This window comes from Albidovulum sediminicola, from assembly GCF_025751575.1.
Taxonomy (GTDB): domain Bacteria; phylum Pseudomonadota; class Alphaproteobacteria; order Rhodobacterales; family Rhodobacteraceae; genus Albidovulum; species Albidovulum sediminicola.
Window position 1 is genome coordinate 45,929 of record NZ_JAOWLA010000007.1, and the last position, 23,105, is coordinate 69,033.

At 64.6% G+C, this 23,105-nt stretch carries 20 protein-coding genes and 1 tRNA gene; 12 read left to right on the forward strand and 9 right to left on the reverse strand.

Annotated elements, in window-relative coordinates; all coding sequences use genetic code 11:
- Positions 1-89 precede the first annotated feature (89 nt).
- Complete coding sequence (locus OE647_RS08865) at positions 90-1,838, reverse strand: trypsin-like peptidase domain-containing protein (RefSeq protein WP_263721370.1); 1,749 nt, start codon at positions 1,836-1,838, stop codon at positions 90-92.
- A 1,874-nt stretch (positions 1,839-3,712) separates the two neighbouring features.
- Here OE647_RS08865 and OE647_RS08870 point away from each other — a divergent pair.
- A complete protein-coding gene (locus tag OE647_RS08870; protein WP_263721371.1) occupies positions 3,713-3,901 on the forward strand; it encodes a helix-turn-helix transcriptional regulator in 189 nt (62 codons plus the stop codon).
- A gap of 81 nt (positions 3,902-3,982) precedes the next feature.
- On the opposite strand, the gene OE647_RS08875 is transcribed toward OE647_RS08870, so the two are convergent.
- Positions 3,983-4,069, reverse strand: a tRNA-Leu gene (locus OE647_RS08875).
- Positions 4,070-4,185: 116 nt separating this feature from the next.
- Positions 4,186-5,466: a peptidoglycan-binding domain-containing protein gene (locus tag OE647_RS08880; protein WP_263721372.1), complete on the reverse strand. Its 1,281-nt coding sequence runs from the start codon at positions 5,464-5,466 to the stop codon at positions 4,186-4,188.
- Between the two features lie 149 nt (positions 5,467-5,615).
- Between OE647_RS08880 and lipB the strand changes: the two genes are divergently transcribed.
- Entirely contained in the window at positions 5,616-6,260 is a 645-nt protein-coding gene (lipB, locus tag OE647_RS08885) for a lipoyl(octanoyl) transferase LipB (protein WP_263721373.1), read from the forward strand.
- A 71-nt stretch (positions 6,261-6,331) separates the two neighbouring features.
- Here lipB and OE647_RS08890 read toward each other — a convergent pair whose 3' ends face one another.
- On the reverse strand, positions 6,332-6,469 hold the full coding sequence (locus OE647_RS08890; RefSeq protein ID WP_263721374.1) for a hypothetical protein: 138 nt from the start codon (positions 6,467-6,469) through the stop codon (positions 6,332-6,334).
- A 249-nt stretch (positions 6,470-6,718) separates the two neighbouring features.
- Here OE647_RS08890 and OE647_RS08895 point away from each other — a divergent pair, with 249 nt between their 5' ends.
- The 3 genes from OE647_RS08895 (at position 6,719) to OE647_RS08905 (ending at position 9,558) form a co-directional block, all read left to right on the forward strand.
- Positions 6,719-7,129, forward strand: a complete 411-nt coding sequence (locus tag OE647_RS08895; RefSeq protein ID WP_263721375.1) for a c-type cytochrome — start codon at positions 6,719-6,721, stop codon at positions 7,127-7,129.
- Positions 7,130-7,274: 145 nt separating this feature from the next.
- Positions 7,275-8,969 (forward strand): cytochrome c oxidase subunit I, encoded by a 1,695-nt coding sequence (gene ctaD, locus OE647_RS08900; RefSeq protein ID WP_263721376.1) that lies wholly within the window; start codon positions 7,275-7,277, stop codon positions 8,967-8,969.
- Positions 8,970-9,063: 94 nt separating this feature from the next.
- Positions 9,064-9,558 carry a DUF2244 domain-containing protein gene (locus OE647_RS08905; protein ID WP_263721377.1) on the forward strand — a complete coding sequence of 165 codons (495 nt, stop codon included), beginning with the start codon at positions 9,064-9,066 and terminating at the stop codon, positions 9,556-9,558.
- A 74-nt stretch (positions 9,559-9,632) separates the two neighbouring features.
- On the opposite strand, the gene OE647_RS08910 is transcribed toward OE647_RS08905, so the two are convergent.
- Entirely contained in the window at positions 9,633-10,091 is a 459-nt protein-coding gene (locus OE647_RS08910) for a GatB/YqeY domain-containing protein (protein ID WP_263721378.1), read from the reverse strand.
- 183 nt (positions 10,092-10,274) lie between these two features.
- Here OE647_RS08910 and carA point away from each other — a divergent pair, with 183 nt between their 5' ends.
- Positions 10,275-11,441 (forward strand): glutamine-hydrolyzing carbamoyl-phosphate synthase small subunit, encoded by a 1,167-nt coding sequence (gene carA / locus OE647_RS08915; protein WP_263721379.1) that lies wholly within the window; start codon positions 10,275-10,277, stop codon positions 11,439-11,441.
- Between the two features lie 89 nt (positions 11,442-11,530).
- Entirely contained in the window at positions 11,531-13,513 is a 1,983-nt protein-coding gene (locus OE647_RS08920) for a glycosyltransferase (protein WP_263721380.1), read from the forward strand.
- On the opposite strand, the gene OE647_RS08925 is transcribed toward OE647_RS08920, so the two are convergent.
- Both OE647_RS08925 and xsc read right to left on the reverse strand, forming a co-directional pair.
- Entirely contained in the window at positions 13,500-14,657 is a 1,158-nt protein-coding gene (locus tag OE647_RS08925; RefSeq protein ID WP_263721381.1) for an acetate/propionate family kinase, read from the reverse strand. The two genes, OE647_RS08920 and OE647_RS08925, sit on opposite strands and share 14 nt — an antisense overlap.
- A 3-nt stretch (positions 14,658-14,660) precedes the next feature.
- Positions 14,661-16,436 carry a sulfoacetaldehyde acetyltransferase gene (xsc, locus tag OE647_RS08930; RefSeq protein WP_263721382.1) on the reverse strand — a complete coding sequence of 592 codons (1,776 nt, stop codon included), beginning with the start codon at positions 16,434-16,436 and terminating at the stop codon, positions 14,661-14,663.
- 233 nt (positions 16,437-16,669) lie between these two features.
- Here xsc and pdxR point away from each other — a divergent pair, with 233 nt between their 5' ends.
- On the forward strand, positions 16,670-18,082 hold the full coding sequence (gene pdxR, locus OE647_RS08935) for a MocR-like pyridoxine biosynthesis transcription factor PdxR (RefSeq protein ID WP_263721383.1): 1,413 nt from the start codon (positions 16,670-16,672) through the stop codon (positions 18,080-18,082).
- Between the two features lie 75 nt (positions 18,083-18,157).
- On the opposite strand, the gene aroQ is transcribed toward pdxR, so the two are convergent.
- Positions 18,158-18,598 carry a type II 3-dehydroquinate dehydratase gene (aroQ, locus tag OE647_RS08940; protein WP_263721384.1) on the reverse strand — a complete coding sequence of 147 codons (441 nt, stop codon included), beginning with the start codon at positions 18,596-18,598 and terminating at the stop codon, positions 18,158-18,160.
- Positions 18,595-19,287: a GntR family transcriptional regulator gene (locus tag OE647_RS08945; protein ID WP_263721385.1), complete on the reverse strand. Its 693-nt coding sequence runs from the start codon at positions 19,285-19,287 to the stop codon at positions 18,595-18,597. Before OE647_RS08945 ends, aroQ begins: the two co-directional genes overlap by 4 nt.
- Before the next feature lie 132 nt (positions 19,288-19,419).
- Here OE647_RS08945 and OE647_RS08950 point away from each other — a divergent pair, with 132 nt between their 5' ends.
- From OE647_RS08950 to OE647_RS08965, 4 genes are all read left to right on the forward strand, one after another.
- Positions 19,420-20,094 (forward strand): GntR family transcriptional regulator, encoded by a 675-nt coding sequence (locus tag OE647_RS08950; protein ID WP_263721386.1) that lies wholly within the window; start codon positions 19,420-19,422, stop codon positions 20,092-20,094.
- A 140-nt stretch (positions 20,095-20,234) separates the two neighbouring features.
- Complete coding sequence (locus OE647_RS08955; protein ID WP_263721387.1) at positions 20,235-21,239, forward strand: sialic acid TRAP transporter substrate-binding protein SiaP; 1,005 nt, start codon at positions 20,235-20,237, stop codon at positions 21,237-21,239.
- A gap of 24 nt (positions 21,240-21,263) precedes the next feature.
- Positions 21,264-21,812 carry a TRAP transporter small permease gene (locus OE647_RS08960; RefSeq protein ID WP_263721388.1) on the forward strand — a complete coding sequence of 183 codons (549 nt, stop codon included), beginning with the start codon at positions 21,264-21,266 and terminating at the stop codon, positions 21,810-21,812.
- Complete coding sequence (locus tag OE647_RS08965; protein WP_263721389.1) at positions 21,809-23,104, forward strand: TRAP transporter large permease; 1,296 nt, start codon at positions 21,809-21,811, stop codon at positions 23,102-23,104. The genes OE647_RS08960 and OE647_RS08965 overlap by 4 nt, the downstream gene beginning before the upstream one ends.
- The last annotated feature ends 1 nt before the right edge of the window (position 23,105 follow it).

Below are 23,105 nucleotides of genomic sequence, written 5' to 3' on the forward strand. Positions count from 1 at the left end.
CGCTGAGCGAAAATGAGGCGCTTTTGCAGCCGACAGCTTGGCAATTCTGGCTCAGGGCCGAAACGTTCATTCAGGCTCTTGAAGGGAAATCACTTGCACTCCACCAGATGTGTTGCGTCTCGAAGAAGTTCTGCGGACGCCTCCGGCGCCAAGACTTCTCCATCAGTCTTCAAAGCGAAATCAATTCCATTCGACGATAGGAATACCTTTGCGAGCGAGCCTCGAATGGCAAAGTTGACGTTCTGAGCTATGTCGCCGGTCGCATCAGCTAGCGCTAGGGTATTGAGCTTCGCCACGACAACGCCGACCACGTTGCCGTAGCGATCAATAACTGGGCCACCACTGTTGCCGGGCTGTACCGGCGCGGAGATCTGTATGCTGGATTCGTCGCCTTGCAGGCCTTTCATTGATGAAACGCTGCCACGGTTGACGTTCAGCCCTCCTAAGAGTCCATGCAGTGGGAAGCCAGCGATTGTGATGTCGGCATTCAAAGATGCGTCAGCCGCGGCAAAGAGAAGCGGCTTGGTTGGTTCAGCGACAGATATCCTAAGCGCAGCTAGATCGAAGTTGGAACTCACAGCGACAACCGAGGCTGGATTGCCCCCCAGCGCCAAAAAATTGCAGCCCTCCACGACATGCGCGTTGGTGAGAGCGATGCCGTCGTCGGTTACGAAGAACGCCGTGCCGGTCGATCGCACGGAATCCCCGTCTGCGTTTCTTTTGGGAGGAACTGAACCGGAAAGTTCAGCATTTGGGTCCAAGTTGGGGGCTGCCTCGCTCCCTTCGTCATCAAGTATCGCGAATAACTCATCGGAATAGGTCAGAAGGACTCCGCCAGGTTCCGGCACGATCCACGGTGGACTACCGACCTGTATGCTGCCGGAAATCAGGCCGACTTCACCTTTCAAGCCGGGGCCAGCATAGATACTGGTCGTAGACCAGGTGCCGGAAATGAGATCGCTTCTGACATACACGGTTCCGGTATCGAACATGACCGAGGTTACCCACCTGTCAGTACCTCGATGACGATAGGCGGATCCGATACGGCCTTCCATTGTTGCCACAGCTCCGTGGAAGGCTTTCATATAATCCGTTTCCAGGTCCTCGAAGATGACTCGCAGGTCCTTCTCCCGGTGCTCCCAGGACTGCTTTGCCCCCGTTTGTGAGACCATCATTAGCTTTGCGGAGGGGATCATTGCCGAGATGTTAATGTGTCGAATATGTTCGTACTCCCAGCCATCGTCGAGCCAGGCTTGGGCCGTTATGCCGGTAAGCCAGGCTGCATGTGCGTTGGTAGGCTCGGTCTCAAACGTGGCAAACGAATAGCGCTCAAGCGCCGCTTGGCTACCCTCGCCCCAAGCGCCATCGATAAGTCCAGTGTAGAACCCTGCCATCGCCAAGGCTGCTTGAAGAAACCTCTTCTCGGCACGCGTTAGAGGTCGGGCGTCGAAATCAGCCCAGAGGCCCTCGCTAGCCGGTTGGTTCGGATCTTGAACGGCTGCACGCCAGTTGACCTCTTCGACGTACATTTCGCCGGTCGAGCAATAGGCATCATTCGGGATCTCATGGGCCAGCTTCTTCTGTGCGATGACAGCCGTCGATCCAGAGCTTTGAATGAAGCCGGCCGCAATAGCGTACCAGCCATTGCTACTTGCAAAGACGTGGGCAACCGGTTGCAGGCCACCAGCGATGATATATTGCCTTGCATCGTCTATTGACGGCCGAGAGGCCACCACAACCGCGCACTGCCCCACGGGGACAAGCGATTGTGCGTTTGCCGGTGAAGAGCTGACTGCAGTGGCTAGGGCGATAGAACAGGATTTTGTGAGAAGTTTCATGCAGCTAAGCTACATTCTGAAAAATGTCTCGAGCAAGTCGAAACGACGTCTGCGCCAAGTCATACCAGACTAAGAAGGCTTCTGGAGGTGCGGGCGTGACACCCCCTGTCGGGGAAGCCGGCCGAAGATCGGGTTCAAAGGCGCCGCAGCCCTAACAGCGCGGCGCGATTTAGGTTCCAGAATTGTAGTGAGTGCGAAACCGCTCTGCTCCATGGGGCATTCTTCAGATGGAAGCTTTGGGCAGCTCCGCCGTGCTCGGCTGATCACGCCGATCTGGAAATGAGACTCGCGGACCACCGAGGTTTCAGAAAAGTCACGGGGAAATAGACAAAAAGGAAGCTCGGGAAATCATGGATCGGAAGACGATGCTGGGTGTGGTTGATGGTCTTGCCGGAGGGGCAGTTGTTGCGAGCCTCGCGTTTAGTTCCGTCCCCTTCATGCGTTTGGGCGCAAGCAAGGCATTGCTCGCCGGTACTGCACAGGGTCTTGCCACCTGTATCGACCCGACCCAAAATGCCCTGCTTTCGGAGGCGGCCGTACGCAGAGCGTGCGTAGATCAGTTTCAGCGGGACATTTACCCGATATCGATCCGGCTGCGACAGCGGCCTTGCCTGCGCCGCGGGGCGGCAAGGTGGGAATGTTGGTCGATCTGGAGAACGAGTCTAGCAGGTTCGTGGTCACCTATGCTGATGTAGGCCTTGATAAGAAGTTATCCGACGGCAGCATAAAGACATATTTCGGTAGCTCCTACACCTGGGTCGAGCCAGGCAGTCAGGCGAGTCCGTTTGTAAATTTGCCAAGCCTCGAGGACGGCTGGGAAAACATCCCCTTGGTGCGAAAAGGAAGGTCTCGAGAAAGACTGCTTTCACTCTTGGGGGTTCACCAACTTGAAGGGGTTGCGTCTTTGAAACCTAAAGGCTGACCCAGCTCACCCCAAGCCTTAGAATAGCCTAAAGACTGGAGCCAACGGCGTCAGGCCTCTCGCCGCGATCGAAGGTGTTGCGCTTTGGCCTTCCGATCAGGGTGAAGGCAGAGTGCCAACTGCCCGTTATCCAGCGTCCATACAATCCCAAAACCTAAAGGCTCAAGGTGCTCATGGCTGCAAAGTGCACCCTAAAGGGCACCCCTCGGTGTTCGTCTCCTCCCGCCTGAGAACTAGAGAGGGGCCGGTTCGATACGTGCATCTCGTGGAAAGGCTCATCAACTTGAAGCGAATGCCGCTAGGGCAGGTGATCCATGGTTGCAGGCATGGACTTCATCATGATCGCGATGAGCGGTTGAGCGAGACCAAAAGGCTCGTCCCAGAGCCTAGGTCAGATGCCGGCATGCTTTTTTCGGGTCGAGCGCCTCGGCATTTGTTGCCGGAGGACTCTTCGGGAGTAACTTCAATAGATCTCGACGGCTGGTCTTCAGAGCAACACTCTGGAGATAACTTTCTGAAAATAAACAACATACCTAGTCAGAATGGAGAATCATTGTATAATCAGAGATGAGATATTCTGTAGATTCTTGTCTGGATCACATCTCATTCAAACCCCCAAAGAAGCTATGGAGATACTCATCCTGAGAATCCGGCTGGATTAGCGGGCGTGGGCCTAGCCATCACATGGATCCAGATCCAATCGGTCTTGCACTGCAGACTTTTCTTGGGGGTTTGGAACCAGGGTTGACCTGCGTTAGATCTTTCGGGGTCACCGGGAGAAGAACCACCAGTTCAGAGTCGCCCGCAGTACGCCTGCGCCTGGCGATGTTCCACGGGCCTGCTCGCCGCTTGGTTCCTGACACCCATTAACCTTATCGCATGCTGGAATTCCCCTCGTGGCAAGTCGCCGCGAAAGATTCATCGAGCTGCGTTCAATGAAGAGAACGATAGAATGACCCCAGAAAACCAACAGTTCAGTCCATTGCTGCTGAGCGACAAGCAGGTCGCCAAGCTCCTTGGCTGCCATCGTAACACCATATGGAATCGTGTGCGAAACGATCAACTGCCGTCGCCGATCAAATGGGAGGGCAAGACCGTTTGGAGGCGGCGCGACATCGAAGAATTTGTCGCGGCACTCTGAGTGTGAGTGGTGGGCTAACTGGTGGGCTGAGAGTTGGATCTAAAAAATCCACCAATCATTCCTGATGTTTATGGGAATAAATGGTGCGGTTGAGAAGACTCGAACTTCCACGGGGGTTAGCCCACAGCGACCTCAACGCTGCGCGTCTACCAATTCCGCCACAACCGCACTCTGTACCGGGTCGTGCCCGGCGAGGTGCGCGCTTCTTAGCCGAGCGTTTCGGGGATGTGAAGGGGATTCTTGGAGCGGGCCAAAAATTCCTTCACACCCTCCGAAGGCCGTGGTCAGTTGGAGCTCTGCGGCACCTGGAAGCTGGGCAGGGCGGCGGGGACCGGCTCTGTCATCGCGTCATCCTCGCGGCCCACCATGGCATAGGCGGCCTTGCGCAGAAGCTGCATGCGTTCGGGCTGGCCGGGCGCGAAAACCGCGGCGCCCGGACGGTCCGCGCCCTCCAACGCGAGGCCATACCAGTCGAAGGCAAGGTCGGTGCGCTGGTTGGCGCCGAAGCCCTGGCTCAGGTGGTGGCCCAGAAGCTCGGCATAGGCGGTCTCGCCCAACCCGGCGAGCAGCAGCGCGGAGGCCGTCGCCACGTCCATCGCATCCGAGCGGTAGCCGACCGAAAGGCAGATCTTCGCCGTCGAGGACAGTTGCGCGGGCGGCATGCCGGTGCCCACCGCGAACCCGCGGACCTTTTCCAGAACCGCCGGCGCGGGGCTGAGCGACAGGTCGGCCAGCTCGCCCTTCATCGCGGGGCCGAAGCCCGCGCATTGCTGCGCGATCTGTTCGGGCGTGGTGCCCGGAACACGGGCGGCCAGTTCCTCCCCCTGGGCGATCGCGTAGGACCGGGTCAGGCAGAGCTGCTCGCCCAGGGCGTCCATCGGGTTGGTCATGTCCGCGACCGTGGTGTAGCCGCCGTTGGTGGTGGTCATCAGACCCACGCGGTTGCAGAAGGAGGCAAGCGAAACCTGCGTGCCCGCCGCGCCCAGGAAGGTGGGCAGGCCGGTCGCGGGCGCCGGTGCCGCCGCGATTGTAGGCTCGGCAGGGGCTGCCGGGGCCGCTGGCGCGGCCTGCGTCACGGCGGGGGTGATGCCCATGGCCTCATCCCGCCAGGTGACGAGAAGCCCGCGCATGCCCATCGGGTTGGCGGCCGCCGCCTGCATCGTGGCCGGCCCCCCCGCGACGGCGCGGTGGTAGGACGCGATCAGGTGGCTACGCTCATACTCCGTCAGCTGGCCGGTGGGCGGATAGCCGAGCGTCATCTGGTAGTCGGCGATCGCCGAGCGCGACCGGCTTCCCAGAACGCCGTCGGGGGTTCCGGCGGGATAGCCGAAATAGTTCAGCGCCGTCTGCACCTCGGCATTCGCGGTACGCTGGGCGGAACTGACCTGCGGCGCGGCATAGGTCCTTTGCTTCTTCTTGTTGGCCTCGTTCACGATCACGCCGCCGACGACACCCCCGACGACGCCGCCCACCAACGCGTCGCCAAAGTCGGCGCGGGCCGGGGCGCCCTGTGCGGCGATCAGCGCCGCGGCCATGCACGAAGTTGCAATCCGATTGGTTTTCATTCCACCTACTCCCGTAACAAAGGCAATCTGGCCGGGCCGAGTCGTCGCGATGGACGGCGGGGTCCTGCCAATTTAAATCCGTGTCCAGTGTGCGCCCGGAGGCCGGTTCTGGCAACCCGGGATGTCCGGCAAGACCGCGGGGGGAATGCATGGTCGAATGGATCGAAAGCCAGGGTCTCGTCCCCTACGAGGCCGCCCTGGCCGAGATGGAGGCGCGCGTCGCGGCCATGCACGAAGGCCGTGCGACCGAGGCGATCTGGCTCTTGGAGCACCCCCCGCTTTATACTGCGGGCACCTCCGCGCGGGCCGAGGATCTGATCGATCCGGGCCGCTTCCCGGTCCATGTGGCCGGGCGGGGCGGGCAATACACCTACCATGGGCCCGGCCAGCGCGTGGCCTATGTCATGCTTGACCTCAACCGGCGCGGCCGCGATGTGCGCGCTTTCGTTCACCGCCTCGAAAGCTGGGTGATCGCGACCCTGGCGGAGTTCAACGTCGTCGGAGAAATCCGCGAGGGCCGGGTGGGCGTCTGGGTCCGCCGCCCCGAAAAGGGCCTGAACGCCGATGGCTCGGTGCGGGAGGACAAGATCGCCGCCATCGGCATCAAGCTGCGCCGCTGGATCAGCTTCCACGGCATATCGATCAACGTGGAGCCGGATCTGGATCACTTCGGCGGCATCGTGCCCTGCGGCATCCATGAGCACGGGGTGACGAGCCTGGTCGACCTCGGCCTGCCCGTCACGATGCACGATCTCGATGTCGCCCTGAAGGCCGCGTTCGAGCGCACGTTCTGACCGTTTGAAAAGTCAGTTGACCAAAGCCGCTGATTGCGGGGTATCTCCCGGGCCGTCGGGACAAGGTGCAGTTAGTCGTCGGTCGCGAGGCTGTGGTTCGGCTGAAGATGACCACCGGTCAGCTCGGGTGCCGCGTCCTCGGTCGGAGTGGGCGAACAGGCCGCAAGGGCGCACAACATCATCATGAGCATCGAAGCGCGTTTGAACATAGGTTTTCCTTCCCCATGAGGCGAAGCCACGAGATGCGCGTTTCAAACAAATGCAGGGTATCACAATCGGCGGTTGCGGTCGAGTGAACGCGCAAGCACCCAGGGCCGCGCGGCCTGTAAAACAGGCCCAGAGGCGCGGGCCACCATGTGGACCGGCTTGACTTATCGCAAGTCGCGTCCGACCGTCGCATGGTAGAAGCGACCGGAAAACCCTATCAGATCGCAAGCAACAACAACCGAGGACCCGAAATGAAATCCATTCTCATTGCCGCAATCGCGACCCTTTCGGTGGCCGGCCCGGTGCTGGCCGATGGCGACGCCGCCGAGGGCGAGGCCCAGTTCAAGAAATGCAAGGCCTGCCACGCGATCATCGCCGACGACGGGACCGAGATCCAGAAGGGCGGCAAGACCGGGCCGAACCTTTACGGCGTGATCGGCCGCGCGGTCGCCTCGGCCGACTTCAAATACAGCGCCGACATGGTCGCGGCCGGAGAATCGGGCCTGGTCTGGGACGAGGTTGAAGTGGCCGCCTTCATCACCGACCCCTCTGCCTGGGTCAAGGAAAAGACCGGCAACGACGGTGCGAAGAGCAAGATGACCTTCAAGCTGAAGGATGATCAGGACGATCTCGCGGCCTATCTCGCGTCCGTGGTCCAGTAATCGACGCCTGACAAGGGGGTGAGGCAATTTTTCCTGCCTCACCCCGGTATCTGCGATTGCCCATTCCAAACGTGCCAATTATTACGGGCATGTAGCTAAGCGCGGGTGGGAGACCTGCGTCTCGCGAATGGAATGGGAGAACAGCATGGCCGACGCAGCCGTACATGGCCACGGCGAACATGGACACCCGGGGTTCTTTACCCGCTGGTTCATGTCGACCAATCACAAGGATATCGGCATCCTTTACCTCTTCACGGCTGCCGCCGTGGGGTTCATCTCCGTCGTCTTCACCGTCTACATGCGGCTGGAGCTGATGGAGCCGGGCGTCCAGTACATGTGCCAGGAAGGCGCGCGTATGATCGCCAATCCGGCTGAGGCCTGCACCCCGAACGGGCACCTCTGGAACGTGATGATCACCTATCACGGCGTTCTGATGATGTTCTTCGTGGTCATCCCGGCGCTGTTCGGCGGCTTCGGCAACTATTTCATGCCGCTGCACATCGGTGCGCCGGACATGGCCTTCCCGCGGATGAACAACCTCAGCTACTGGCTCTACGTCGCGGGCACCTCGCTGGGCGTCGCCTCGATGCTGGCACCGGGCGGCAACGGCAGCCTGACCGAGGGGCTGGGCGCTGGCGCGGGCGTGGGCTGGGTGCTTTACCCGCCGCTGACGACGACCGCTGAGGGCGGCTTCGCCATGGACCTCGCGATCTTTGCGGTGCACGTCTCGGGCGCCTCCTCGATCCTGGGCGCGATCAACATCATCACGACCTTCCTGAACATGCGCGCGCCGGGCATGACGCTGCACAAGGTGCCGCTGTTCGCCTGGTCCGTGTTCGTCACCGCCTGGCTGATCCTGCTGTCGCTGCCGGTTCTCGCGGGCGCGATCACCATGCTGCTGACCGACCGCAACTTCGGAACCACCTTCTTCTCGCCCTCGGGCGGCGGTGACCCGATCCTCTACCAGCACATCCTGTGGTTCTTCGGTCACCCCGAGGTCTACATCATCATCGTGCCGGGCTTCGGGATCATCAGCCACGTCATCGCGACGTTCTCGAAGAAGCCGATCTTCGGCTATCTGCCGATGGTCTACGCGATGGTGGGCATCGGGGTTCTGGGCTTCGTCGTCTGGGCGCACCACATGTACACCGTCGGCATGTCGCTGACGCAGCAGTCCTACTTCATGCTGGCGACCATGGTCATCGCGGTGCCCACCGGCATCAAGGTCTTCTCCTGGATCGCGACGATGTGGGGCGGCTCGATCGAGTTCAAGACGCCGATGCTCTGGGCCTTCGGGTTCCTGTTCCTCTTCACGGTCGGCGGCGTGACCGGCGTGGTGCTGAGCCAGGCGCCGGTGGACCGGGTCTACCACGACACCTACTATGTCGTGGCGCACTTCCACTATGTGATGTCGCTGGGCGCGGTCTTCGCGATCTTCGCCGGCATCTACTACTGGATGGGCAAGATGTCGGGCCGTCAGTACCCGGAATGGGCGGGCAAGCTGCACTTCTGGACGATGTTCATTGGTGCGAACCTGACCTTCTTCCCGCAGCACTTCCTGGGCCGCCAGGGCATGCCGCGCCGCTACATCGACTACCCGGAGGCCTTCGCCTACTGGAACCAGATCTCGTCGATCGGCGCGTTCATCTCCTTCGCTTCCTTCGTGTTCTTCATCGGCATCGTGTTCTACACGCTCCTCGCCGGGAAGCGCGAAACCCGGGCGAACTACTGGAACGAATACGCCGACACGCTGGAATGGACCCTTCCGTCCCCGCCGCCGGAGCATACGTTCGAACAGCTCCCGAAGCGTGAGGATTGGGACAAGGGCCACGCCCACTGATCCGGCAGAAAACGAAGGCGGCCCCGGAGCGATCCGGGGCCGCAGTCTTTTGGGGGACAGCCCCTCTCACCGCTTACCCAACCGGCGCTGACCCATGCCCTATGAATGGACCCGGCCCGGGGTTTCGGGCGACGCACCGGCCGAGCTTCATCTCTGGCCCTACCGCTCGCTCGGGCCGCGGGGCTTTGCCGTGTTCATCGGGGCGACGGTCGCGATGCTGGCCGTTCCGCTGCTCGCGGTTCTGGGCACCGCGATCCTCTGGGTTCTGCTGGCCTTCATGATCGCGGCGGTCGCGGGCATGTGGTGGGCGCTCCGCCGAAACTGGCGCGATGCAAGCGTGAGCGAGGTTCTGACGCTGGAGCCTGGGCGCATCGCGATCCGGCGGCGCGAGTCCGACGGGACCCTGCGCCACTGGGAGGCCAACCCCTACTGGACTTCCGTCAACCTGCGGGCCACGGGCGGTCCGGTCGCGCAGTATCTGACCCTGAAAGGTGGCGGGCGGGAGGTCGAGCTGGGCGCCTTCCTCACCCCGGAAGAGCGTGTCTCACTGGCGGAAGCGCTGCGCAAACGGCTGGGCGAGATCCGGTAGCGCTATGCGACCGTCCCGCGCCGTTGCGCACCCCCGGCACCCACTTGAATCAAGCTAACCTGATCGCCAAGGCCTCAGCCCAGCCGGTCCTTCACGCGCGGGCCGACAGCGCCGAAATCCATCTGCCCGGTATGGCGGGCCTTGAGCGCGGCCATGACCTTGCCCATGTCCCGGATCGTCGCCGCGCCGGTCTCGGCGACGGCGGCGTCAATGGCAGCGGCGACTTCGTCGTCGTTGAGTTGACGAGGCAGGAACTCCTCGATGACCTTGATTTCGCCCTGTTCCTTCTCCGCCAGTTCCAGCCGCCCGCCTTCCTCGTAGGCGCGCGCGCTTTCCTGACGCTGCTTGACCATGCGGCCAAGGATGGCCAGCACCTCGGCATCGCCGACGCCGCCTTCACCGCCCTCGCCGCGCAGGGCAATTTCCTTATCCTTGATGGCCGCGTTGATCAGCCTCAGTGTCGACAGCCGATCCGCGTCGCGCGATTTCATCGCGTCTTTCAGCGCAGCGGCGATCCGGTCCCGCATATTCATCCGGTGTGCCATCCCCATGGTGTTCCGAGCGCCCACATTACCTGCTCCGCTTTCGTGATACAACCATGCAATTTTTGCTTAACTCATTGATATCGTTGAGTAAGCTAAATCACGCCGAGCCCCTTGACCACGACCGCCGGTTCCCCGTAGTTTCCGCGGGATTTGAGCATCGGGAGTCGCGCCATGCCGCAAAGCCAAGAGCCCACCGCAAGACCCACGGCCTGCCTGGCGCTGGCCGACGGAACGCTGTTCTTCGGCCACGGTTTCGGCGCTACCGGAGAGACGGTGGCGGAGCTGTGTTTCAACACCGCGATGACCGGCTACCAGGAGATCATGACCGACCCCTCCTATGCGGGCCAGGTCGTGACCTTCACCTTCCCCCATATCGGCAACGTCGGTGTCAACCCCGAGGATGACGAGGCGGCCGAACCGGTCGCAGCCGGCATGGTCGTCAAATGGGACCCGACCGAGCCCTCGAACTGGCGCGCGGTCGAGGAGTTGACCAGTTGGCTTACCCGCCGCGGGCGGATCGGCATCGGCGGGCTCGACACCCGCCGCCTGACCCGTGCGATCCGTCAGCAGGGCGCGCCCCATGTCGCGCTGGCGCACGATCCCTCGGGCAACTTCGATGTCGCGGCGCTGGTCGCCAAGGCCCGCGCCTGGTCGGGTCTTGTCGGGCTCGACCTCGCCAAGGATGTCACCTGCGTGCAAAGCTACCGCTGGGATGAGGCCCGCTGGGCCTGGCCGCAGGGCTACACGCGGCGCGAGGGCGAGGGCCTGCGCGTCGTCGCCATCGACTACGGTGCGAAGCGCAACATCCTGCGCTGCCTCGCCTCGGCTGGTTGCGATGTCACCGTGCTTCCCGCGACGGCGACCGCAGAAGAGGTGCTGGCTCTGAACCCCGAAGGCGTGTTCCTGTCGAACGGTCCCGGCGACCCTGCGGCCACCGGCGCCTATGCCGTGCCGATGATCCAAGGCGTTCTGGAGCGCGAGCTGCCGGTCTTCGGCATTTGTCTGGGCCACCAGATGCTCGCCCTCGCGCTTGGGGCGAAGACCATCAAGATGAACCACGGCCACCACGGCGCCAACCACCCGGTCAAGGACCTCGAGTCCGGCAAGGTGGAGATCACCTCGATGAACCACGGTTTCGCGGTGGACAGCCAGACCCTGCCTGCGGGCGTGGTCGAAACCCATGTCAGCCTCTTCGACGGCTCGAACTGCGGTATCCGCATTGCCGATCGCCCGGTGTTTTCGGTCCAGCACCACCCCGAGGCGAGCCCCGGCCCGCAGGACAGCTTCTATCTGTTCGAGCGGTTCGCCCAGGCCATGCGCGCACGCCGCGCCGCCTGAGGCCGTTAACGGGCCGTTAACCGGCCTCGGCGCAGCATGCCCCCGAACCGACGAGGGGGCAGATGCCGCTTATCGCGCGACACACAGCGATGCCGTCCGTGGCTCTGCCGCGCCCCGTGGCGGTTTCGGACGGCCCGCGCCGCTGTGCCAGGCCGGAGCGTACCCCGCTGGGTCGCATCCTTCTGGATCGCCGCGCCGTCGACCCCGGCCACATGCTCCGTGCGCTCGCCCTTCAGGCCCGCGCAGAGGCTCGGCTGGGGGATATCCTTCTGGCGCATCGCTGGGTCGACGAGGCGGATCTGGTCGCCGCGCTTTGCGAGCAGTGGGGCGCAGAGGCCGTCGATCTGGCGGCCACTCCCCCCGACGCGCGCCTGATCGAAAGCTTCGGAGCGGAGCGCTGCCTGGCCGAGGGGGTGGTCCCTTGGCGCCGGGTCGGGGCCGTCACCGTCATCGCCACCGCGCGGCCGGAGGCGTTCGCGCGGCTTAGGCAGGATCTTAGGCCGATCTTTGGCCGTTGCGTTCCCGCCATCGCGTCCGAACGGGCGGTGCGCGCGGCGATCGCCTCCTCCCGCGACCGCAGCCTCGCGCGCAAGGCTGAAACCCGAACCCCCGAACGTGAAAGTTGCCGGGGAATGGGCTCGTCGCGGGCGACGCTCATGGGCTGGGGGGCACTTGCCACCCTCGCGCTGGCCGGCCTGCTTGCCCCAGGTCCGGTCTTCGTCGCGTTCGCGCTCTGGGCGATTGTCACGCTGTTCCTGACGACGGCGCTGAAGGCGCTGGCCTTTTGGGCGGAGTGGCGCGCCGTTCGGCGCGCAAGCCCCGCGCTCCTGGCGCCCTCGCCCGGCCGCCTGCCGGTCGTGTCGGTCATGGTGCCACTGTTCCGGGAAGACGACATCGCGCCCCGCCTCGTCGCGCGGCTTGGCCGGATCGATTACCCGCGCGAACTTCTCGATATCGTCCTCGTCGTCGAGGAGGTGGACACGAAGACCCAGGCCGCGCTCGCCAGGGTGCGGCTTCCGAACTGGATGCGGCTGGTGCTGGTGCCCGACGGGCCGATCCGCACGAAGCCGCGGGCGCTGAACTACGCGCTCGCCTTCTGCCGCGGCCGCATCATCGGGGTCTGGGATGCGGAGGACGCCCCGGAGCCCGGCCAGATCCACCAGATCGTGCGCCGCTTCGCCGAGGTGGGGCCGGAGGTCGCCTGCCTGCAGGGTGTGCTCGACTACTACAACGCCGACCACAACTGGCTGACCCGCTGCTTCACCGTCGAATACGCGGCGTGGTTCAGGGCCATGCTGCCCGGCCTCGCGCGGTTGGGCCTCGTCGTGCCGCTGGGCGGGACCACGGTCTTTTTCCGGCGGGAGGCGCTTGAGGATCTGGGCGGATGGGATGCGCATAACGTGACCGAGGACGCTGACCTCGGCCTCAGGCTCGCGCGGCACGGCTACCGGACGGAGCTTGTCGCGACCGTGACCGAGGAGGAACCGAACTGCCGCGTCCTGCCCTGGATCCGCCAACGCTCCCGCTGGCAGAAGGGCTATGCGATCACCTGGGCGGTCCATATGCGCGATCCGGTCCGCCTCTGGCGGGAACTCGGCGCGCGGGGCTTCTGGGGGGTGCAGATCCTGTTCCTCGGCTCGCTGTCTCAGGCGGTGCTTGCGCCGGTCCTGTGGTCGTTCTGGGCGCTGAGCCTCGGTTTGCCGCATCCGGCGGCTGCGATGGCCGGAAGCGGATGGCTCGCCGCGCTCTGGTCGCTGTTCATGGTGAGCGAGGCCGTAACCCTGGCCTCGGCGGCCTGGTCGCTGCGCGGGCGCAAGCATCGCCACCTGATCAAGTGGGTTCCGCTGATGCATCTCTACATGCCGCTCGCCTCGCTTTCATCCTACAAGGCGATTTACGAGGTCGTGTGCCGCCCCTTCTATTGGGACAAGACGGCGCATGGGATCATCGACGGTGCGGTCGGCGCGGGTCCCGCTCGGGGCGGCGGGACGCTGAAGCCCGCGCTGATTCGCTTGCGCCGCGGTGGTGGTTCCGCCGTGACGCCCGGCACCGAGGGCGTCAGGACCCGCTGATCACCTGCCGCGCCTCCTCCGCGATCCAGCTTTCTTCATCGGCGGGGTGGATGAGCGCCAGAACGCGCGATCCCGCCGCGTCAAGCCGCCGGTTACCGCGCGCGTTGGCCTCGGGGTCGAAGGTCAGGCCAAGATAGGCCAGACCGCCCAGGATACCGGCGCGGACCGTGGCGGAGTTTTCGCCGATGCCGCCGGTGAAGACCACCGCGTCGCAGCCGCCCATGTCGGCGACCATCGCGCCGGCTTGGTGGATTGCCCAGTGGATGAAGTGGTCGATCGCAAAGGCCGCGGTTTTCGTGCCGGCGGCTTCCAGGGCGCGCATGTCGCTGGCGCCGCCCAGGGCCTTCAGACCGCTTTCGCGGTTGAGGATCTGGGCCGCGCGGTTGATGTCGCTGCGCCGCGCGATCTCCAGCACCGCGTTGCCGTCGATCTCGCCGGTCCGCGTGCCCATGGTCAGGCCGCCAAGCGGCGAATACCCCATCGTCGTGGCGACGGACCGCCCGTCGCGGATCGCGCAAATGCTGGCGCCGTTGCCCAGATGCGCGGCCAGCAGGCGGCGCGGCAGGGGCAGACCCGTCGCCGATGGCAGGCGCGCGACGAGGCTCGCGTAGGAAAGGCCGTGGAAACCGTAGCGGCGGATGCCGCGTGTTTCCGGGATGTCTGGCAGGGCGTAGCGCCATCCGACCTCGGGAATGGTCGCGTGAAAGGCGGTGTCGAAGGCCGCGACTTGCCGCAGGCCCGGCCAGGCCCGTGCGACGGCGGCGATGACGGCCAGCGCGGGCGGGTTGTGAAGCGGGGCCAGCGCCGATGCGGCCTCGGCCCGCGCCAGGACATCGGGTGTAAGTTCGGCCGAGGCCGCAAGATCGGGGCCGCCATGCACCACGCGGTGCGCGGCCGCGCCAAGGGCAGCCGGGTCGAACCCGCCCGCCTCGGCTGCGCTCAGAAGGGCCGCAAGGGCATCGGCATGGTCGGGCAGCGGCAGGGCCTCGCTGCGCCCGCCTGCGGTCAACTGAGAATGGCCGCCGATCTCGGATGCGATCCCGGCGAAAAGGGTCTCGCCGGTCGCGGCGAAGACCCGGACCTTCAGTGACGAAGACCCGGCATTGGCGACCAGGATCGGCGCAAGGGCCGGGTCTTCGCGCATGGATCAGACCTGCTGCGGGCGCATGTCGGCGGCGTCGATGCCCGCCACCGCGACCGGCTTCTTCATCGCGTCACGGCGGAAGGGTTCGCCCAGTTCCTGGTTGATCATCGCCTCGATCAGCGTGGTCTTGCCATGCTTCATCTGGTCCTCGATCGCCTTGGTCAGCGCGGCGGTCAGTTCCTCCATCGTCCGGGCGACGACGCCCTGGAGGCCGCAGGCCTTCGCGATCCCGGCATAGGACACCTGGGTGTCCAGTTCGGTCCCCACGAAGTTGTCATCATACCAGAGGGTCGAGTTGCGCTTTTCCGCGCCCCATTGGTAGTTGCGGAAGACGATCTGGGTGATCGCCGGCCATTCCGGACGGCCGATGGCGGTCAGTTCGGTCACCGCGATGCCGAAGGCGCCGTCGCCCGAAAAGCCCACGACCGGCACATCCGGGCAGCCGATCTTGGCGCCGACGACGGAGGGCAGGCCGTAGCCGCAGGGGCCGAAGAGGCCGGGCGCCAGGTATTTCCGACCCGCCTCGAACGCCGGATAGGCGTTGCCGATGGCGCAGTTGTTGCCGATGTCGGAGGAGATGATCGCCTCTTTCGGCAGTGCCGACTGGATCGCGCGCCAGGCCATGCGCGGGCTCATCCACTCTGGCTTCGCCGCGCGCGCGCGCTGGTTCCAGGTGGTGCCGGGATCGTCATCCTCGTGATCCATCGAGGACAGTTGCTGCGCCCAGGCCGACTTGGTGGTGGAGATCAGGTTCAGCCGGTCTTGCCGCCCCTCGTCGCCCGCCGTCGGCGACAGCCGGTCGAGGATCGCGGCCGCGACCTTCTTCGCGTCGCCGACAATGCCGACGCTAACCGGCTTGGTCAGGCCGATGCGGTCGGGATTGATGTCGACCTGGATGATCTTCGCCTCGCGCGGCCAGTAGTCGATGCCGTAGCCCGGAAGGGTGGAGAACGGGTTGAGGCGCGTGCCGAGGCAAAGGACCACGTCGGCCTTGGCGATCAGCTGCATCGCGGCCTTCGAGCCGTTGTAGCCCAGGGGGCCGGCGTGCAGCGGATGCGAACCGGGGAACGCGTCGTTGTGCTGGTAGCCGCAGCAGACCGGGGCGGAAAGCCGTTCGGCCAGCGCCTGCGACGCGGGGATTGCGCCACCGATGACGACGCCGGCGCCGTTCAGGATCACCGGGAAGCGCGCGTTCGAGAGAAGCTCGGCAGCGCGGTCAAGCGCGTCGGCGCCACCGGAGGGGCGTTCGAACTCGACAATGGCGGGCAGGGCAATGTCGACGACCTGGGTGAAATAGTCGCGCGGCATGTTGATCTGGGCGGGTGCGCTGTTGCGTTTGGCCTGCATGATCACGCGGTTCAGGACCTCGGCCACGCGGGTGGGGTCGCGGACCTCTTCCTGGTAGCAGACCATGTCCTTGAAGGCGGCCATCTGCTCGACCTCCTGGAAGCCGCCCTGGCCGATGGTCTTGTTCGCGGCCTGCGGCGTGACCAGCAGAAGCGGCGTGTGGTTCCAGTAGGCGGTCTTCACGGCGGTGACGAAGTTGGTGATGCCCGGGCCGTTCTGGGCGATCATCATGCTCATCTTGCCGCTGGCGCGGGTGTAGCCGTCGGCCATCATCCCGCCCGAGCCTTCGTGCGCGCAGTCCCAGAAGGTGATGCCCGCCCTGGGGAACAGGTCCGAAATCGGCATGAAGGCGGAGCCGATGATGCCGAAGGCATGTTCGATCCCGTGCATCTGAAGCACTTTGACGAAGGCTTCCTCGGTGGTCATTTTCATGGGGTGGTCTCCGGTTTTTGCGGTCTTGGCCGCAGATATCTCGTGTCGGGGCGGACAGGGCAGGGCCGAATCTTCCTCCCCGGCTGCGGGGGACGTTGTCAGACCGGCGCCCGGATCGTTATATCCAGAGTGACTTAGATACCGTTCCAGATCGGGTGGTTGGAATGTCTTCGGCGGACCGCATTGCAGCGGAAATGTTTTTTGTGGATCGCCGGGACGGGCGGACGCTGCAGATGCAGCTTGCGACCTCGATCATCGCGACGATCCTCGATACGCGCGCGGGTGCCGGCACCCGCATGCCCTCCAGCCGGAAGCTGGCGGAATATCTCGGGGTTTCGCGGCTGACCGTGACGCTGGTCTATCAGGAACTGGTGGCCCGGGGGTATCTGGACGCGCTGCCGCGCTCCGGCTTCGTGGTGTCGGAGCGCGCGCCGCAGCGGCGGATCGACCAGCCGCCGCGTTCGCTTCCCACGCGCGAGGTGAACTGGGATAACTGGCTACCGCGCAGCCTGGGCGGGCGGCGCCAGATCCTGAAGCCGCAGAACTGGCGCAGCTATGAGTTCCCCTTCGTCTATGGCCAGGTGGACCCCAAGCTGTTCGACCACAGCGCCTGGCGCGACTGCGCGCGCCGCGCGCTTGGAACGCGGGACTTCACCGGGCTCGCCGACGATCAGCTGACGCAGGACGACCCGGTCCTTGTCGATTACATCCGCAAGAATACGCTGCCGCGCCGGGGGATCCGCGCCGGGGCGGACGAGGTGCTGATCACCCTGGGGGCGCAGAATGCCGTCTGGATCGCGGTCCAGTTGCTGGCGCGCGCCGACCGGACCGCCGCGGTCGAGGACCCGGGTTTTCCCGACTTCGCCGAGGCGCTGAGCTATGCCCGCATGCCGATCGAATATGTGCCCGTCGATGGGCAGGGGCTTGATCCCGCCGCATTGTCGGACCGCGTGGGGCTGGTCATCGCGACGCCCAGCCACAACATCCCGACCGGTGCCACGTTGCCCCGCGCGCGCCGGCTGGAGTTGCTGCGCCGGGCGGACGCACAGGATTTCCTGGTGATCGAGGACGATTACGAGTTCGAGATGAGCTTTCTCGAACCGCCCTCGCCCGCGCTCAAGTCGCTCGATGCCGGGGGGCGGGTCATCTATATCGGCAGCTTCTCCAAGTCGCTCTTTCCGGGGCTGCGGATCGGCTACATGGTCGCGCCGCCCGAATTCATCCGCGAGGCGCGCGCGCTGCGCGCGATGATGCTGCGCCATGCACCAGGACACATGCAGCGCGTCACCGGCTATTTCCTGGCGCTCGGCCATTACGACGCCCATGTCGTCCGCCTGCGCCAGACCTTCCGCCGCCGGCGCGAGGCGCTGGTCGCCGCGCTGGAAGGGACGGATTTCGAGATCCTCGGCGCCGCGCGCCACGGCGGGTCGAGCCTTTGGGTCGCGGCCCCCGAAGGCATCGACAGCGCGGCGCTGAACGAGCGGTTCCGCGAACGCGGCGTTCTGGTCGAGCCCGGTCAGCCGTTCTTTTCCCAGCCGCCCTCGCCCTGCCGCTTCTTCCGCATGGGTTATTCCTCGATCGACGAGGGGCGGATCGCCACGGGGGTGGCACGGATGCAGTCCTGCCTGCCCCCGCGCGGGGCGTGATGGCGGTTCGCCTGTGGCCGTCAAGGGCAGGTTACGCAGTGGCGCAATCCGCCAGGACCCGCCCCGGGCCTCTCGTCACTGAGCCAGAAGCGTGGCGATCCTGCGCACGGCGAGCGCGTAGCCCTCGACCCCGCAACCTGCGATCACGCCCTCGGCGCGCAGCGAGACGTAGGAATGGTGGCGGAAGGATTCCCGCTTGTGGATGTTGGAGATATGGACCTCGATGACCGGCCCGTCGAAGGTGTTGAGCGCGTCGAGGATCGCGACCGAGGTATGGGTCAGCGCGCCGGGATTGATGGCGATGGCGGCGGCCTTTTCGCGCGCCTCGTGAATCCAGTCGACGATCTGCCCTTCATGGTTCGACTGCATCAGCGTGACCGCAAGACCGAAGCCTTTCGCCACCTCGGCGCAGTCGGCCTCCACATCCGCGAGGGTCGTGTGCCCGTAGATTTCCGGCTGGCGCTTGCCGAGCAGGTTCAGGTTGGGGCCGTTCAGGATGTAGATGGTCTGGGTCATGGCTTGTCCTCGAGTGGGTTTGTCTCAGGGCGTGCCGGCAATGGCCGGTATTCTTCCAGACGCCGCGCAAGACAGGCGCCGCCGCGTTCGATGTGATCGCGCAGCAGTGCGCGGGCGAGGCCTGCGTCGCGTCGGACCGCTGCGGCCTCGGCGATCGCGGCATGATCGTCGCTGGGTTGGGCTGCAAGAATGCGCCGGTAGCGTTCGTTCAGCCCGAGCAGCACGCCGCAGGTGCCCGACAGGATCGGCATGTCGGCCCCACCGACGAGGGTCTGGTGAAAGGCGGTGCAGGCGGCATCCCAGGCGTCCGGTTGGGTTCGGTCGGCGCGGGTAAGGCGGTGGAGCGCAGCCATGACCTCGGCCTCCCACTCCAGCCCGGCGCGTTCGATGGCGAGGGCCAGGGCGAGGCTTTCCAGTTCCACGCGAAGCCGCGTGACCTCGGCCAGGTTTTCGGGCGAGATCCCGGCGATGCGGTAGCCGCGCTGGTCCTCGAACGCCACCAGGCCGGTATGGGTCAGCCGCGCCACCGCTTCCCGAAGGGGGCTGAGAGAAACGCCATAGGCAGCACGCATCCGGTCCAGGTTGATCTTGGTGCCGGGCTGCATCCGACCGCTCAGGATCGTCTGGCGGATATCTTCCGCCAGCTGGCTTGAACGGGTCGCCTTTGCTGGGCTGGTCCTTGCCTGCACCGGGGCCTCTCTGCCGGGGTCTCCGGCCGCTTCGTCACATGAGGTCCACTTTAATCGATTTTGTGTTGGATGCTATGACGGAATTGCGTTCTCGGCTATCAAGGGGGAAACGCCCGGCAATGGGAGAGGACGATGCATCCAAGAACCGAATCCGGCCTCGTTGGGCAGGATGTCTACCGGGCGATCCGCCGCGACATCATCTTCGGGCAACTTGACGCCGGTGCGCGGCTGCGGCTGGAGCGGATGAAGGCCGACTACGGCGCCAGCGTCTCGACCATCCGTGAGGCGCTGAGCCGCCTGGTGACGGAGGGGTTGGTGGATGCGACCGGGCAGCGGGGATTTTCCGTGGCCACCATGTCCGATGCCGAACTGCGCGAGATCGCCGATCTGCGCATCCTGGTCGAAAGCCATGCGCTTGGCCTGTCGATCCAGGCCGGTGACACGGAATGGGAGGGGGCGATCGTTGCCGCCCATCACAAGCTCAGCCGGATGGAGGAGCGGATGGCCGCAGGCGACCTGTCGGTGCGCGAGACCTGGAAGCAATACGACTGGGAATTTCACCAGGCGCTTATCCGGGCCTGCGGATCGCGCTCGCTGATGGATGTCCACGGAACCGTCTTCGACAAGTACCTTCGTTACCAGATGCGGCGGCTGACCTATCGTGGTGCGACCGCGGCGAATGAGCATCGCGCGCTGCTCGGGGCGGCGCTGGACCGCGATGTCGCCCGCGCCCAGGCGATCTTGCGTACGCATATCGAAGGGGGAGTGGCGCACAGCATGAGTTCGGCCCCGTCTCATCAATTATGATAATCGATTATTATTGCTGCATATGGCAAAACTGAATTCAGAGAATGAATTTGCATTCATTGGTTGATTGAATCGGGATTCTTCGTATTCTTCCCCGCCATGATCGTCCGCGGAGGCGGGCGAATTCCAGGGAGGAACAGATGACAGCCACGTTGACCCGCCGGACGCTCCTGTCCGTCGCAACCGCCGCCCTTGCCGCAGGGGCCGCGCCCGCTTTTGCCCAGGACAAGATCCGCCTCCGGCTTTCGGCCGTTCAGTCCGAAACCGACCAGCGTTCCGTCGCCATGCTGGAAAAGTTCGGGCCGATGGTCGCCGACTTCGCCGATTTCGAACCGCACTGGAACGGCACGCTCTTCCAGCAGGGGACCGAGCTTGAGGCCATCGCCTCGGGCGATCTGGAAATGTCGATCACCTCGGCGCAGGAACTGGCGACCTTCTTCCCGGAATTCTCGATCTTCACTGCCGGTTACGTGCATCAAAGCGCGGAACACCAGGTCAAGGTGTTCAACGATCCGCTGATGGACCCGTTCAAGCAGAAGGTCGCGGATGAGCTTGGTGTGAAGCTCCTCTCGGTCATGTATCTGGGTCGCCGCCAGGTCAACCTGCGCATGCCGAAATCGGAGCGCGCGGTGATGACGCCCGCGGACCTCGCCGGGGTCAACCTGCGCATGCCCGGCTCAGACGCCTGGCAGTTCCTGGGCCGCGCGCTTGGGGCGAACCCGACGCCCATGGCCTTCACCGAGGTCTATACCGCGCTTCAGACCGGCGCAGTCGATGGCCAGGACAACCCCCTGCCGACCGTCGTGGACGCCAAGTTCTACGAGGTGACGAAGCAGATCATCCTGACCTCTCACCTGGTGGACCTGAACTACATCGCGCTTTCCAAGGCCGCCTGGGATGCGATGAGCGCCGAACAGCAGGCCAAGGTGCAGGAAGCCGCCGATGCCGCAGCCGAATTCGGCCGCCAGAACCAGCTTGCCAAGGAAGGGGAGCTTGTGTCCTTCCTCGAAGGCCAGGGCCTTGACGTTTACGAGCCCGATGTCGCAGCCTTCCGGGACCATGTGCAAAAGGCCTATCTGGAATCGGATTTCGCCAGCAGCTGGCCCGCCGGCGTTCTCGATCAGATCAACGCGCTCGGCGGCTGATCGGGCGGTAGGCAGGGGCGCGCGATGAAACGGCTTGCCACGATCTTCGCGCGCCTGACCGAGGGCGTGGCGGCCCTGATGATGGCCGCCATGTTCGCGACCTTCCTGATCCAGATCGCGGTCCGCTACGTCGCCGGATCGGAATGGTTCATCGCCCGCTTAGGTCATCTGGTCGATCCGGTGCACTTTGGCTGGACGCTGGAGTTCTGCCTGGTGATGTGGCTCTGGATCGTGTTCTGGGGTAATGCCTTCGTGGTCCGGGACCGCGACCATGTCACCTTCGACATCCTCTACCTTTGGGTCCGGCCAGGGGTGCGCAAATGGCTGGCGGTGATCGGGGCGGCGATCATCGCGGCGGCGCTTCTCCTCTCGATCGGGCCGACATGGGACAAGCTGAGGATCCTGCGGCTGAAATCCTCGGCCACGCTGCCGGTCAAGATGTTGCCGATCTATTCGATCTACTTCGTCTTCTTGGCGGCGGTCGGCCTGCGCTATCTCTGGCGTGTCGTTGCCGTCCTGCGTCACGGCGCGACGGATGAGAGCCACCACCTTCCGCAAGGCGGCGTGGAATGAGCGTCGAGTTCCTCCTTTGTCTCGGCTCGCTCTTCGTGCTCGCCGGCATCGGCGTTCCGGTCGCCTACGCGATCCTGGTCTCCGCGATCATTTATGTCGGCGCGGGCGGGCAGGGGATCGGGATCGTCGGCAAGAACCTTCTGGACGGTCTTTACCAAAGCTTCCTTCTGCTGGCGGTGCCGCTTTTCATCGTCGCGGCCAACATCATGAACGCGGGCACCATCTCCGACCGGCTGCTGGGGTTCTGCGTGGCGGTGGTCGGGCGCTTTCGGGGTGGCTTGGGCCATGTGAACATCATGGCCTCGCTGATCTTCTCGGGCATGTCGGGGTCGGCCGTGGCGGACGCAGCGGGGATCGGGCGGATCATCATCGACATGATGCGCAAGGACGGGCGCTTTCCGCCCGGCTACGCGGCGGCGGTCACCGCCGCCTCGGCCACGATCGGGCCGATCATTCCGCCCTCGATCCCCATGGTGCTCTATGCGCTCGTCTCCAACGCCTCCATCGGCTACCTGTTCCTGGGCGGCATCCTGCCCGGGCTGGTCATGGGGGCGGTGCTGATGGGGATGAACGCCTGGCTCGCGCACCGGCGCGGTTTCGCGGTTGAGGCGCCGGTGCCCCTCAGGGCGCTGCCGCGCAAGACGGCCAATGCCTTTCCCGCGCTGCTGATGCCCGCGATCCTGCTTTACGGCATCTACGGCGGCGTCACCACGCCGACCGAGGCGGCGGCCGTCGCGGCCTTCTACGCGCTGGTTCTGGCCGCGCTATTCTACCGCGCGCTGTCGCTGCGGGCGTTTTACGGGATCTTGGTCGAATCCGCCCGCTCCTCGGCCGCTGTCGGGCTTGTGATCGGTGGGGCGCTGATCCTGAACTACATCGTCGCGTCCGAGAACATCCCGAACCTTCTGGCGGGCTGGCTCGTGGCGATCGATGTCCAGCCCCTCGTGTTCCTGCTTTGCGTCAACCTGCTGTTGCTGGTCTTGGGCTGCTTTCTGGATGCGACGACCATCATCCTCGTCATCATCCCGCTGTTTTTGCCCACCTGCCAGAACCTTGGGATCGACCTTGTCCATTTCGGGGTGATCGCGGTGGTCAACTGCATGATCGGCCTGATCACGCCGCCCTATGGGATCCTGCTCTTCGTGATCAACGCCGTCACCGGGATATCCCTGCGCGAGATCATCGCCGAGGTCTGGCCCTTCCTGGGGGTTCTGGTCGCGGCGCTTCTGGTCATGATCCTGGTGCCCGGCATCGTCCTCTTCCTGCCGCGCCTTGCGGGCTACGAAGGCTGAG

What these genes read in the sequence shown, in the direction of transcription:
- OE647_RS08880 (WP_263721372.1), bottom strand. Translation starts at nt 5,466, where the DNA reads ATGAAAACCAATCGGATTGCAACTTCGTGCATGGCCGCGGCGCTGATC.
- OE647_RS08895 (WP_263721375.1), top strand. Translation starts at nt 6,719, where the DNA reads ATGAAATCCATTCTCATTGCCGCAATCGCGACCCTTTCGGTGGCCGGC.
- OE647_RS08950 (WP_263721386.1), top strand. Translation starts at nt 19,420, where the DNA reads ATGCATCCAAGAACCGAATCCGGCCTCGTTGGGCAGGATGTCTACCGG.
- OE647_RS08965 (WP_263721389.1), top strand. Translation starts at nt 21,809, where the DNA reads ATGAGCGTCGAGTTCCTCCTTTGTCTCGGCTCGCTCTTCGTGCTCGCC.
- OE647_RS08865 (WP_263721370.1), bottom strand. Translation starts at nt 1,838, where the DNA reads ATGAAACTTCTCACAAAATCCTGTTCTATCGCCCTAGCCACTGCAGTC.
- OE647_RS08905 (WP_263721377.1), top strand. Translation starts at nt 9,064, where the DNA reads ATGCCCTATGAATGGACCCGGCCCGGGGTTTCGGGCGACGCACCGGCC.
- lipB (WP_263721373.1), top strand. Translation starts at nt 5,616, where the DNA reads ATGGTCGAATGGATCGAAAGCCAGGGTCTCGTCCCCTACGAGGCCGCC.
- OE647_RS08890 (WP_263721374.1), bottom strand. Translation starts at nt 6,469, where the DNA reads ATGTTCAAACGCGCTTCGATGCTCATGATGATGTTGTGCGCCCTTGCG.
- OE647_RS08920 (WP_263721380.1), top strand. Translation starts at nt 11,531, where the DNA reads ATGCCGTCCGTGGCTCTGCCGCGCCCCGTGGCGGTTTCGGACGGCCCG.
- pdxR (WP_263721383.1), top strand. Translation starts at nt 16,670, where the DNA reads ATGCAGCTTGCGACCTCGATCATCGCGACGATCCTCGATACGCGCGCG.
- carA (WP_263721379.1), top strand. Translation starts at nt 10,275, where the DNA reads ATGCCGCAAAGCCAAGAGCCCACCGCAAGACCCACGGCCTGCCTGGCG.
- aroQ (WP_263721384.1), bottom strand. Translation starts at nt 18,598, where the DNA reads ATGACCCAGACCATCTACATCCTGAACGGCCCCAACCTGAACCTGCTC.
- OE647_RS08955 (WP_263721387.1), top strand. Translation starts at nt 20,235, where the DNA reads ATGACAGCCACGTTGACCCGCCGGACGCTCCTGTCCGTCGCAACCGCC.
- OE647_RS08870 (WP_263721371.1), top strand. Translation starts at nt 3,713, where the DNA reads ATGACCCCAGAAAACCAACAGTTCAGTCCATTGCTGCTGAGCGACAAG.
- OE647_RS08925 (WP_263721381.1), bottom strand. Translation starts at nt 14,657, where the DNA reads ATGCGCGAAGACCCGGCCCTTGCGCCGATCCTGGTCGCCAATGCCGGG.
- ctaD (WP_263721376.1), top strand. Translation starts at nt 7,275, where the DNA reads ATGGCCGACGCAGCCGTACATGGCCACGGCGAACATGGACACCCGGGG.
- OE647_RS08960 (WP_263721388.1), top strand. Translation starts at nt 21,264, where the DNA reads ATGAAACGGCTTGCCACGATCTTCGCGCGCCTGACCGAGGGCGTGGCG.
- OE647_RS08910 (WP_263721378.1), bottom strand. Translation starts at nt 10,091, where the DNA reads ATGAATATGCGGGACCGGATCGCCGCTGCGCTGAAAGACGCGATGAAA.
- xsc (WP_263721382.1), bottom strand. Translation starts at nt 16,436, where the DNA reads ATGAAAATGACCACCGAGGAAGCCTTCGTCAAAGTGCTTCAGATGCAC.